This is a genomic window from Streptomyces sporangiiformans, from assembly GCF_005768555.2.
GTDB classification, from domain to species: domain Bacteria; phylum Actinomycetota; class Actinomycetes; order Streptomycetales; family Streptomycetaceae; genus Streptomyces; species Streptomyces sporangiiformans.
This window is the reverse complement of sequence record NZ_VCHX02000144.1, coordinates 60,485-72,410: the sequence shown is the minus strand read 5'-3', so window position 1 is coordinate 72,410 and position 11,926 is coordinate 60,485. Positions and strand designations below refer to the sequence as shown.

General features: G+C 70.2%; 10 protein-coding genes. 1 reads left to right on the top strand and 9 read right to left on the bottom strand.

Annotated elements, in window-relative coordinates:
* Positions 1-299 precede the first annotated feature (299 nt).
* A complete protein-coding gene (locus tag FGD71_RS21535) occupies positions 300-584 on the bottom strand; it encodes a DUF3039 domain-containing protein (protein WP_162931190.1) in 285 nt (94 codons plus the stop codon).
* A 145-nt stretch (positions 585-729) separates the two neighbouring features.
* Entirely contained in the window at positions 730-1,302 is a 573-nt protein-coding gene (locus FGD71_RS21530; RefSeq protein WP_162931189.1) for a YqgE/AlgH family protein, read from the bottom strand.
* 250 nt (positions 1,303-1,552) lie between these two features.
* On the opposite strand from FGD71_RS21530, the gene murA reads away from it, so the two are divergent.
* The gene (gene murA / locus FGD71_RS21525) at positions 1,553-2,899 is read left to right on the top strand and encodes a UDP-N-acetylglucosamine 1-carboxyvinyltransferase (RefSeq protein ID WP_119102121.1); all 1,347 of its coding nucleotides are present in this window, start codon (positions 1,553-1,555) and stop codon (positions 2,897-2,899) included.
* 144 nt (positions 2,900-3,043) lie between these two features.
* Here the strand turns inward: murA and FGD71_RS21520 are convergent, their stop codons facing one another.
* The 7 genes from FGD71_RS21520 to FGD71_RS21485 all read right to left on the bottom strand — a co-directional run bounded on the left by FGD71_RS21520 (position 3,044) and on the right by FGD71_RS21485 (position 11,848).
* On the bottom strand, positions 3,044-3,325 hold the full coding sequence (locus FGD71_RS21520) for an HU family DNA-binding protein (RefSeq protein ID WP_007382399.1): 282 nt from the start codon (positions 3,323-3,325) through the stop codon (positions 3,044-3,046).
* Between the two features lie 539 nt (positions 3,326-3,864).
* Positions 3,865-5,298, bottom strand: coding sequence for an NAD-dependent malic enzyme (locus FGD71_RS21510; RefSeq protein ID WP_119102119.1), 1,434 nt, complete (start codon positions 5,296-5,298; stop codon positions 3,865-3,867).
* A 401-nt stretch (positions 5,299-5,699) separates the two neighbouring features.
* Positions 5,700-8,105: a HelD family protein gene (locus tag FGD71_RS21505; RefSeq protein ID WP_119102118.1), complete on the bottom strand. Its 2,406-nt coding sequence runs from the start codon at positions 8,103-8,105 to the stop codon at positions 5,700-5,702.
* An 83-nt stretch (positions 8,106-8,188) separates the two neighbouring features.
* On the bottom strand, positions 8,189-8,962 hold the full coding sequence (locus tag FGD71_RS21500; protein WP_119102117.1) for an anti-sigma factor family protein: 774 nt from the start codon (positions 8,960-8,962) through the stop codon (positions 8,189-8,191).
* A 38-nt stretch (positions 8,963-9,000) separates the two neighbouring features.
* A complete protein-coding gene (locus FGD71_RS21495) occupies positions 9,001-9,522 on the bottom strand; it encodes a sigma-70 family RNA polymerase sigma factor (protein ID WP_010039908.1) in 522 nt (173 codons plus the stop codon).
* 349 nt (positions 9,523-9,871) lie between these two features.
* Positions 9,872-10,471 (bottom strand): CGNR zinc finger domain-containing protein, encoded by a 600-nt coding sequence (locus tag FGD71_RS21490; RefSeq protein ID WP_119102116.1) that lies wholly within the window; start codon positions 10,469-10,471, stop codon positions 9,872-9,874.
* A gap of 216 nt (positions 10,472-10,687) precedes the next feature.
* Positions 10,688-11,848 (bottom strand): uroporphyrinogen-III synthase, encoded by a 1,161-nt coding sequence (locus tag FGD71_RS21485; RefSeq protein WP_119102115.1) that lies wholly within the window; start codon positions 11,846-11,848, stop codon positions 10,688-10,690.
* Positions 11,849-11,926: the final 78 nt, after the last annotated feature.

Genomic DNA, 11,926 nt, shown 5'->3' with positions numbered 1-11,926 from the left:
GTCTCTACCACTCTGTGACCGAGACGGCTGAAAGTGCTCTGTTCAGCGGCGGNCCCAGAGGTCTCTACCACTCTGTGACCGAGACGGCTGAAAGTGCTCTGTTCAGCGGCGGGCCCGCTCGCCGCGCCTCACCCCGCACACGACAAAGCCGCGGCACCCCCCGTCGGGGGTGCCGCGGCCATGGCCGGTGCGCCGGTCCGCATGACGCGCTCGACGTAATGCCGAGCCGTGCGACGGAGTGCTGAACCCACAGCGCCGCGTACTACGCCGAACCACCGTGCCGAAGAACAAAGAGGGCGTTACTTGTCGCCGCCACCCTTGCCCTGGTCGCCGCCTGAGCCCATGGACTCGTAGATCTCCTTGCACATGGGGCATACGGGGTACTTCTTCGGATCGCGACCCGGGACCCACACCTTGCCGCAGAGCGCGACAACAGGCGTGCCGTCCAGCGCGCTCGCCATGATCTTGTCCTTCTGGACGTAGTGGGCGAAGCGCTCGTGGTCACCGTCACCGTGCGAGGTCTGCGGCGTCGGCTCGACCAGGGTCCCCGTACCAGTCCCGCGCTCGGGCTCAAGAGTGCTCATAACAGCCAAGGGTACTGAAGCCCGCCGCCATCGGTGCAGGACCCTGTCACCCTTCGCCTCCACGAAATCGAAGGACGGGTTCCGGGACGGATCGCGGGTGGGTTCCAGCCACGGACCACAGATCAGTTCAGCGGCGGATCACAGATCAGTTCAGCGACGGATCGTCCGGATAAGTGGCCACCATCGCCAGTTCGTTGCGCTGGCGGCGGAGCACCTCACGCCACAGCCGTTCCGGGGACGGGGAGGAGACGTCGCCGGGCTCCGACTCGACGACGTACCAGGCACCCTCGACGAGTTCGTCCTCCAGTTGCCCCGGCCCCCAGCCGGCGTACCCCGCGAAGATCCGCAGCGAGCCGAGGGCGGAGGCCAGCAGCTCCGGCGGGGCCTCCAGGTCCACGAGGCCGATCGCCCCGTGCACGCGGCGCCAGCCCAGCGGGGTCCGCTCGCCGGACGCGCCGCCGGGGATGACCGCGACCCCGAGCGCCGAGTCGAGCGAGACCGGACCACCCTGGAAGACGACGCCGGGCTCACCGGCGAGATCCGCCCAGCCCTCGAGGATGTCGCCGACGTCCACCGGTGTGGGGCGGTTGAGGACGACACCCAGGGAGCCCTCCTCGTCGTGGTCGAGAAGCAGCACCACAGCGCGGTCGAAGTTCGGGTCCGCCAGAGCGGGAGTGGCCACGAGCAGCCGCCCTGTGAGCGAGGACACCTCGGTCATGCCTGACATGATCCCGCATCTTCCCCGCGTGCGGGGAGGCAATGCGTGTACGGACGTGAATGCAGCTCACGGCGTAAGGAAGCAGGTGGAGCGCACACCCCTGCCCGTAACCCGGCGTGCCCGTCCGGAAACGTCTCGTGTTGTGTCGAAGCTATGACGGAGCCGGGCCGTACTTGGGCTTCCAGAAGGGGGGTAGGCGGCCATTACCCTTGCCTCTTCGCCCCTGTCCAACTATCGGAACGCGAGATTCATGACCGTCAACGGCTCAGATGACGTCCTGCTTGTCCACGGCGGAACCCCGCTGGAGGGTGAGATCCGTGTCCGCGGTGCGAAGAACCTCGTACCGAAGGCCATGGTCGCCGCCCTGCTCGGCAGCGCTCCGAGTCGGCTGCGCAACGTCCCCGACATCCGTGACGTACGCGTCGTGCGGGGGCTGCTGCAGCTGCACGGAGTGACCGTTCGTCCGGGTGAGGATCCCGGCGAGCTGGTCCTCGACCCCTCGCACGTGGAGAGCGCGAACGTCGCCGACATCGACGCGCACGCCGGTTCCTCGCGCATTCCGATCCTGTTCTGCGGCCCCTTGCTGCACCGGCTCGGCCACGCGTTCATCCCCGGCCTGGGCGGCTGCGACATCGGCGGCCGGCCGATCGACTTCCACTTCGAGGTGCTGCGGCAGTTCGGCGCGAAGATCGAGAAGCGGGCGGACGGCCAGTACCTGGAGGCCCCGCAGCGGCTGCGCGGCACCAAGATCCGGCTGCCGTACCCGTCCGTGGGCGCGACCGAGCAGGTGCTGCTGACGGCCGTCCTGGCGGAAGGCGTGACCGAGCTGTCGAACGCCGCCGTCGAGCCGGAGATCGAGGACCTGATCTGCGTTCTGCAGAAAATGGGCGCGATCATCGCGATGGACACCGACCGCACGATCCGCGTCACGGGCGTGGACAAGCTCGGCGGCTACACGCACGCGGCGCTCCCGGACCGCCTGGAGGCCGCCTCCTGGGCGTCCGCGGCCCTGGCGACCGAAGGCAACATCTACGTCCGCGGCGCCCAGCAGCGCTCGATGATGACGTTCCTGAACACCTACCGGAAGGTCGGCGGCGCCTTCGAGATCGACGACGAGGGCATCCGCTTCTGGCACCCCGGCGGCCAGCTCAAGTCGATCGCCCTGGAGACGGACGTCCACCCCGGCTTCCAGACGGACTGGCAGCAGCCGCTGGTGGTGGCCCTGACCCAGGCCACGGGCCTGTCGATCATCCACGAGACGGTGTACGAGTCCCGCCTCGGCTTCACATCGGCCCTGAACCAGATGGGCGCCCACATCCAGCTCTACCGCGAGTGCCTCGGCGGCTCGAACTGCCGCTTCGGCCAGCGCAACTTCCTCCACTCCGCGGTCGTCTCGGGCCCGACGAAGCTCCAGGGCGCCGACCTCGTGATCCCGGACCTCCGCGGCGGCTTCTCGTACCTCATCGCGGCGCTGGCGGCCCAGGGCACGTCCCGGGTGCACGGCATCGACCTGATCAACCGCGGCTACGAGAACTTCATGGAGAAGCTCATGCAGTTCGGGGCGAAGGTGGAGCTGCCGGGCAAGGCGCTCGGCTAGCCGCTCGGCCAGTACGTCAGTACGTCAGCACGTCAGTACGGGACGTACGCGCACGCGATGGGGCGGTCACCCGGATTCGGGTGACCGCCCCATCGGCGTATCGGCGTTGTCCGTGCCGTGCGCCGGGCGAGGCGCACAACAGGCTTACTTGCCCTTGGCGGCTTCCTTGAGCTTCGAGCCCGCCGAGACCTTGACGCTGTAGCCGGCCGGGATCTGGATCGGGTCGCCGGTCTGCGGGTTGCGCGCGGTGCGAGCGGCACGGTGGGTGCGCTCGAAGGTCAGGAAGCCGGGGATGGTGACCTTCTCGTCGCCCTTGGCGACGATCTCGCCGACGGTCTCGGCGAACGCGGCCAGAACGGCGTCGGCGTCCTTGCGGGTCACCTCGGCGCGGTCGGCCAGCGCGGCCACCAGCTCACTGCGGTTCATGTTGTTACTCCCGTGTTCTTCTTGCCGTTGTGGCGTGCCACGCGGCGGAGCCGCATGTTGGGCACAGCTAAGCCGATGCTGCCAGGGTCCTCGGTCGGTCCCCGGACCGGGTCCGTAGCCAGACCCTCGCGCCCAGAGACGCATCCTGCCCCCACCTGCTGCGGGAAAGCCAATCCGGCACCCCTGGGAGTCACACGAAAAGCGCCACAGCCTCGAAATGGTGACGCTCCGTCCGCTCCCGGCAGCGGACCGCAGGGCCTGAGATGCCTGGTGGCCTTCAGGATCTGAGCCTTGGCCGCCACCCTAGAGGCGGCCCCAGGCCCCGTGTCCGGCGACGCGCCGGTACGGGGGCGGCGTGGCAACCGTCACAGCGGACACTGCGCGGGTTTTTTCGCCCCCGCCCCCAAGCTCTCGGCTTCGCGACCCCCGCTCCTCAAACGCCGGAGAGGCTGAACTCAGCCCGTCCGGCGTTTGAGGACGAGGCCGTTCAGGCCGATAGCGGGGGTCTGGGGGCGCAGCCCCCAGGGGCCGGCGCGGGCTCAGGCCGTCGTATTGCCCGTGGCCGCCACGCCGGCAGCCTTCGCGGCGTTGCGGACCGCGCCCGCCACCGCGCCCGCGACCTTGTCGTTGAAGACGCTGGGGATGATGTAGTTCGGGTTGAGCTCGTCCTCGCTCACCACGTCCGCGAGGGCGGTCGCGGCGGCCAGCATCATCTCCGTGTTGACCGTGCGCGACTGGGCGTCGAGGAGGCCGCGGAAGACGCCCGGGAAGACCAGGACGTTGTTGATCTGGTTGGGGAAGTCGGAGCGGCCCGTGGCCACGACCGCCGCCGTCTGGCGGGCGATCGCCGGGTCGACCTCGGGGTCCGGGTTCGCGAGTGCGAACACGATGGCGCCGTCGGCCATCGCGGCCACGTCGACGCCGTCCAGCACATTGGGAGCCGAGACGCCGATGAACACGTCGGAGCCGCGCACGGCCTCCTTCAGCGTGCCCGTGACGCCCTCGGGGTTGGTGTTGTCGGCGATCCAGCGCAGCGGCGAGTCGGGGGCGGCCTGCACCAGGTCCTCGCGGCCCGCGTGCACGACACCGTGGATGTCGGCGACGACCGCGTGCTTGACGCCGGCGGCGATCAGCAGCTTGAGGATGGCCGTACCGGCCGCGCCGGCGCCCGACATGACGACGCGGATGTCGCCGATCGCCTTGCCGGTGACGCGCAGCGCGTTGGTCAGGGCGGCGAGTACGACGATGGCGGTGCCGTGCTGGTCGTCGTGGAAGACGGGGATGTCGAGGGCCTCGCGCAGCCGGGCCTCGATCTCGAAGCAGCGCGGCGCGGAGATGTCCTCCAGGTTGATGCCCGCGAAGCCGGGGGCGATGGCCTTGACGATCTCGACGATCGCGTCGCTGTCCTGGGTGTCCAGGCAGATCGGCCAGGCGTCGATGCCGGCGAAACGCTTGAAGAGGGCCGCCTTGCCCTCCATGACCGGGAGGGCCGCCTTGGGCCCGATGTTTCCGAGGCCGAGCACCGCCGACCCGTCCGTCACGACCGCAACCGAGTTGCGTTTGATGGTCAGGCGCCGGGCGTCCTCGGGGTTCTCGGCGATGGCCATGCAGACGCGGGCCACACCCGGCGTGTAGACCATGGAGAGGTCGTCACGGTTGCGGATGGGGTGCTTGGACGCCATCTCGATCTTGCCGCCGAGGTGCATCAGGAACGTACGGTCGGAGACCTTGCCGAGCGTGACGCCCTCGATGCCCCGCAGCTCCTCGACGATCTCGTCGGCGTGCGTCGTCGACGTCGCCGCGATGGTGACGTCGATACGGAGCTTCTCGTGACCGGACGCGGTGACGTCGAGGCCGGTCACCGAGCCTCCGGAGGACTCCACGGCCGTGGTGAGCTGCGAGACGGCGGTTCCGCTCGCGGGTACCTCCAGCCGGACCGTCATCGAGTAGGAGACGCTGGGCGCCGTTGCCATGGCCGACTTCCTCTGCTTTCACCGTGTGTCGCTAGCGTGTCGCTTGTATGCCGTCCGATCGTCGCACCTACCGCCGAGTACACGGTAGCCGCCCCGGATTGCGAACCTTTTGTTCGCGCAGGTGGCACGGGGTGCCACGGAGATTCCGGCCTACTTGGGACATGAGAAAGGGGTTCACGTCACCTGGTGACGTGAACCCCTCTTACCTCTTGTGCGCTAAGTGGCACCGACCCGCCATGCTCGCCTCGCGGCAAGTGGTCGCTCGAAGCGACGAAGGTTGGGCCCGGGGGCTTGGATCGGGCCGGTGCCTCATCCACGGTAACAAACGATCCCCGTAAGGCAATTCCCGTCCCAGAGTTCATTCCTCGGGCCGTCGCAGGGGCCGTCGAAGGGCCGTCGAATCAGTCTCGGAGGAGGTCGGGGACCCCGTTCACGTCGGGCTCGTCGCGGTCCGACGAGACCACCGTGAGCTGCTGGGTGGCCCGGGTGAGGGCCACGTACAGGACGCGCAGCCCGGCCGGTGACTCGTCGGCGATCTCCGCGGGTGAGACGACGATCGTGGCGTCGTACTCCAGTCCCTTGGCCTCCAGGCTGCCGAGGGCCACGACGCGGTCGCCGAGCCCGGCGAGCCAGCGGGCGGCCTCGGCCCGGCGGTTCATCGCCACGACGACCCCGACCGTGCCGTCGACCCGGTCGAGCAGCCGCGCGGCCTCCCCCCGGACGGTCTTCGCCAGTCCGTCCCGTACGACGGTGCTGTGTCCATTGTTCGTTGTCACAAAACGCGGCTCGACGCCCGTCGAGCGGACCGCCGACGGGGACGTCGAGCCGGGCATGGCCAGGGTCAGGACCTTGGCGGCCAGCTCGGCGATCTCGGCCGGGTTGCGGTAGTTCACGGTGAGCGTGAAGCGGCGGCGCGGGCGGGTCCCGAGGGCCTCGTCACGGGCCTCGGCGGCCTCGTCCGGGTCCGACCACGACGACTGCGCGGGGTCGCCGACAACCGTCCATGTGGCGTGCCGGCCACGGCGGCCGATCATGCGCCACTGCATGGGGGTGAGGTCCTGTGCCTCGTCGACGATGACATGCGCGTACTCGGTACGTTCCTGGGCCAGCCGCTCGGCGCGCTCGCGCTGCGACTCCTCGCGGACCGGCATCAGCTCCTCCAGGCCCGTGAGCTGGTCCAGCGGGTCCAGATCGCGCTTCTTGCGGGGGCGGGCCGGGACCCCGAGGATCGCCTGCAGCTCGTCGAGCATCGCCACATCGTGCACGGAGAGCCCGTCACGCCCCAGCGAGCGGGCGACGCGGCGCACCTCGCCGGGGTTGAGGATCCGCCTGGCCCAGCGCCCGAGCCGCTTCTCGTCGGCCATCGCGTTCAGCACGGCGCGCGGCGTCAGCACGGGCCACCAGGCGTCCAGGAACGCGATGAAGCTGTCCTCGGAGGTGATGTCCTCGTCGAACGACGAGCGCAGCTCGGCGGCCAGCTCCGGGTCGGTGTGCCGGGATCCCCCACCGGACTGCGCCCACAGGGCGTCGAGCAGCAGCTTGCGGGCGCGCGGGCGCAGCAGGTTCACGGGCGCGGTGCCGGAGAGGGCATTGCGCCGGATGCGGTCCAGCTCGGCGGCCTCCAGCTCCAGGCGGCGCCCGAAGGCGACGACGCGCAGGCGGGTGGGAGTGAAGGCGGGCGCGGCAGGAGTCTGCACGCCGTCGTCGTCGCCGAAGGCGAGCTGCCCCGTGGAAGCCGGAGCAGAAGCCGGAGCGCCCGGCGTCTCCAGTGCCCCGCGGGCCGCTTTCCGCAGCACCTTGAGCATCCGGTACGAGCCCTTGGCGCGGGCCACCGCGGGTGAGTCGTAGAGCGTGGCCTCGGCGCCGTCGACGAGGGAACCGACCGCGCGGATGGCGACCTGCCCCTCCTCGCCGAGGGACGGCAGGACGCCCTCGGTGTACGCCACCAGCAGCGGCGTGGGCGAGACGATCAGGATGCCGCCCGCGTACCGGCGGCGGTCCTGGTAGAGGAGGTAGGCGGCCCGGTGCAGGGCCACCGCGGTCTTGCCGGTGCCGGGGCCGCCCTCCACGTACGTCACCGACGCGGCGGGCGCCCGGATGACCAGGTCCTGCTCGGCCTGGATGGAGGCGACGATGTCCCGCATGGTGTGGCTGCGGGCCTGGCCGAGCGCGGCCATCAGCGCGCCGTCACCGATCACCGGCAGCTCACGCCCGTCGATGTGGGCCGTCAGCTCCGGGCGCATCAGGTCGTCCTCGACGCCGAGGACCCTGCGGCCCTTGGAGCGGATGACCCGGCGTCGCACGACTCGGCCGGGATCGACCGGCGTCGAGCGGTAGAAGGGCGCCGCGGCCGGCGCCCGCCAGTCGATGACCAGCGGGGAGTAGTCCGCGTCGAGAACACCGATCCGGCCGATGTGCAGCGTTTCCGCGATGTCGGCCGTGTTGTCGGGGCGTACCGCGCCCTCGGCGGGCTCGACCGCGGTGTACGCGCCGTCCGGGCCCTTCTTGCCGTCCTTGCCGAGCAGCAGGTCGATCCGTCCGAAGAGGAAGTCCTCGAACTCGTTGTTCAGACGATTGAGGTGGACCCCCGCGCGGAACACCTGCGCGTCACGCTCGGCCAGCGCGCCCGGCGTGCCGACCTGTCCGCGCTTGGCCGCGTCGTTCATGAGGAACTCCGCCTCGTGGATCTTCTCCTCGAGGCGCCGGTACACCCGGTCCAGGTGTTCCTGTTCGACGCTGATCTCTCGGTCTCGTACGGAGTCGTGGACCGAGCCGAGCGCGGTTTCCTGCTGAACCTGAGCGGCCACCGGGCCCCCTTCTGACGTGCATGGCAGCCGTCAACCGTACGCGAAGGGGACCCCGGGAGGCTACGTCTGAGACCTGTGTTCGGTCACGCGTTCACCTCGACCAGACGCGTGCCGTCGAACGTCACGACCTCGAAGTGGTCGATCTCGTTCGGGGTCATGGCGGCGCCACCGTGCACGTACAGCGGCTTCTTCGCCTTCTCGTTGGTGCTGTCCTTGAGGCCGTAGCCCCATTTCGGGACGGACCAGGAGCTCACCGTCTCGCGGTCGCCGTTCTTGCCGACCGCGACCAGGGAGCACTTCTCCGGCCCCTTGAGGTTCTTGAGCTCAAGGACGGCGTGGGTGCCCCAGGCCTTGCCCTCCATGCCGACCGTGGCACTGACCTTGGTGGCCGGGTCGGTGGCGGAGATCTTGTCCTTCATGTGGTTGAAGAAGGCGTCCTCGGCGGGGCTGCTGGCGAGCGGCTCCGCCACGTTGTTCGAGTCCTCGCCGCCGGTGACCGCGATCGCGGTGACCGGGCCGCCGACGATCAGCGCTGCGGCGGCCGCCACCAGGTACATGCCGCGCCGGCGCTTCTGGGCGCGGCGCTGCGCGACCTCGTCGACCAGCCGGTTCGCGAGGCGCGGACTCGGGCGGGCGGACAGCGACTCGCCGATGGCCGGGGTGCCCTGGCTGTCCGGCAGGTCCGCGAGGGCTGCCAGCATCGGTTCCATGCCCGCGAGCTCGTCCAGTTGCTGGGCACACCAGTCGCACGTCGCGAGGTGCGCCTCGAAGGCACTCGCCTCGGCGTCGTCGAGGATGCCGAGGGCGTACGCGCCGACCGTCTCGTGCACATCACCCTGGCCCTGCGAACCATGCATAGGTCCAGGGGTACCCGTTCCGTATCCCCCGTATGTGTTCATGCCGTCACCCCACGCTCTTCCAGTGCCAGCTTCATCGAACGGAGGGCATAGAACACCCGTGAGCGCACGGTGCCGCTGGGTATGCCCAGCGTCTCAGCCGCCTCGTTGACGGTACGTCCCTTGAAGTACGTCTCGACCAGGACCTCACGGTGAGCCGGGGTCAGGTCGTCCAGCGCGTCCGACAGTGTCATCAGCCACAACGCCTTGTCGATCTCGTCCTCCGCGGGGATGACCTCCAGCGGCGACGGGTCCACCTCCTGAGGCCGGGCCTGCCGGCTGCGGTGGCCGTCGATGACGATGCGTCGGGCGACCGTCACCAGCCAGGGTCGTACCGAACCGGTAGCTCGGTTGAGCTGACCGGCGTTCTTCCAGGCACGGATGAGCGTCTCCTGCACGACGTCTTCGGCACGCTGGCGGTCTCCCGCGACCAGCCGCAGCACATAGGCGAGCAGGGGCCCCGCGTGTTCCCTGTACAGCGCACGCATCAGCTCCTCGTCGGGTTCCGAGGGCTGGGACATGCGATGTCGGGCCCTCGGAGGTCGTTCATCGGCCACGGCGGAATCCTTGCGCACGCCTACCTCCGGTGTCCGGGGGTTCCCCCGAGTCGGTCGCTCTCCACCAGGTACGGACGCGTGCGGAGTTGTGTTCAAGCAGAGGCCACTGTTTCTTCGGGCGGGCTGGAGCAGCCGGACAAGGCCGCACATTCCTGCCACAAGGGCTTCACATTCACGCCACGCTGGCAAAAACGGATCGCTGCCCGCGCGACGACCGAAGGAAACTAGATGTAACCAACATCACTTGGGGACGGAAGCACACAAAAGGGATGTGCGAGACATTCAGGGCATGCCTGTGAGGCCGGAGTCTGACCTAGGCGCGGGCGAGGGCCGCACGGCGGCGGTGCCGGGCCACCCTTTCCCGGTTTCCGCAGACCTCACTCGAGCACCACCTGCGCCTGCGGCCGCGGGACGTATCGAGGTACACGATGGGGCAGTTGTCGCCCTCGCACTGACGGATGCTCGCGCGGGCGACGGGATCGGTCAGGAGCTCCACGGCATCGCGGGCGACGACGGCGAGGAGGGCCGCGCACGCGGGAGGGCCCTCGAGGGCGCGCACGAGGGAGCCGTCGTCGCCCCAGACGGCGCGCGGGGCGGGCGGTGCGGCGCGGGCCAGTTCGTTGACGCGGGCCAGCGCGACACCGAAGTGCCGGGAGTCCCGCGAGCACTGCCCGCGCACCAACTGCCCGATGTGGCCGCGCAGTTCGCGAAAGCCTACGAGCCAGGAGGCGTCGGCCGCCGTCGGCGGCGTATCCGGTGGAACCAGCCCGGCTCCGATGATCCAGGCCCGCAGGGGCTCGACCGCGTCGAGCCGTTCCTCGGGATGTGTCGTCGCCAGCAGGTCCAGGCAGATCCGCCCGGAGTCGAACCGCAGCTCGTACGAGGCCGTGGCCGTGGCTGCGCCCAGTGCCATGTGCCTGTCACCGCCTTGGGGTTACCGCCATGAGGGGTCGGCGAAGGGTCCGTACCCCCTACAGTGCCTCCCCGCAGGCGCGGCCGGAACCCCCAGTACCGCCTGCTCGTACCGCCTGCCCTTGCGTAGGTCCGTGCCGTACGTCCGTCAGGCGGCAGCCGGGAGCCCGTCCAGCGGCACAGCAGTGAGCCCGCCAAGCGGACAGCAGTGAGCCCGTCAGGCGTCCGCGTACTTCGAGTCGGCGGCCGGGTCGAGGGCGAGACGGTAGCCGCGCTTGACGACCGTCTGGATCAGCTTGGGCACCCCAAGTGCCGTGCGCAGGCGGGCCATCGCCGTCTCCACCGCGTGTTCGTCCCGGCCGGCGCCGGGCAGGGCGCGCAGCAGGTCGGCGCGGGCCACGACCCAGCCCGGGCGCCGCGACAGCGCCCGCAGCAGGGACATCCCGGCGGGCGGCACAGGCCGCAGCGCGTCGTCCACCATCACCGCGTGGCCACGGATCTCCACCCGGTGCCCCGCGATCGGCAAGGTCCGCGCCCTGGACGGAAGCTCCTGACACAGCAGCTGTACGAGGGGGCCGAGCCGGAAGCGTTCCGGCTGGACCGTCTCGACGCCCCGGGCCTGCAGGGGCAGCGCGGTGACCGGTCCGACGCACGCGGCCAGCACGTCGTGGTTGAGGGCGTCGAGCAACTCGGGCAGCAGCCCGCGGTCCTCGGCCCGGCCCAGCAGCGAGGCGGCGGCCGGTGCGCTGGTGAAGGTCAGCGCGTCCAGGCCGCGGCTGACGGTGGCGTCGAGGAGCCGGTCGACGGGCGCGATGTCCTCCGGCGGCATCCACCGGTAGACGGGAACGCCGACGACCTCCGCTCCCCCGGCCCGCAGCGCCTCGACGAAGCCGGGCAGCGGCTCGCCGTGCAGCTGCAGCGCGACCCGGCGTCCGTCGACGCCCTCCTCCAGCAGCCGGTCGAGTACCTCGGCCATGGACTCGGACGACGGGGACCAGTCCTCGGTGAGTCCCGCGGCCCGGACGGCCCCTTTGACCTTGGGGCCGCGGGCGAGCAGCTCGACACCGCGCAGCCGGTCGAGCAGGGCCTCGCCGAGACCCCACCCGTCGGCCGCCTCGATCCATCCCCGGAACCCGATGGCAGTGGTGGCGACCACGACGTCCGGGGCCACGTCGAGCAGCCCCTTGGTCGCCGCGAGCAGTTCACTGTCGTCGGAGAGAGGAACGATGCGCAGGGCAGGTGCGTGGATGACCGCGGCTCCGCGCCGCTGAAGCAGGGCTCCGAGTTCTTCGGCACGGCGGGCCGCCGTCACGCCTACGGTGAACCCCGCGAGCGGGCCGTGGTCGTGTCGGTCTGTGGGCTGCAGTTCGTCGTACATCAGCTCTCGTCCCGCGTTCGATTCGTCCTACACCAGCGGTCGACCGAGCCTGTCAACAGCTCATGACAGGCTCGGTTC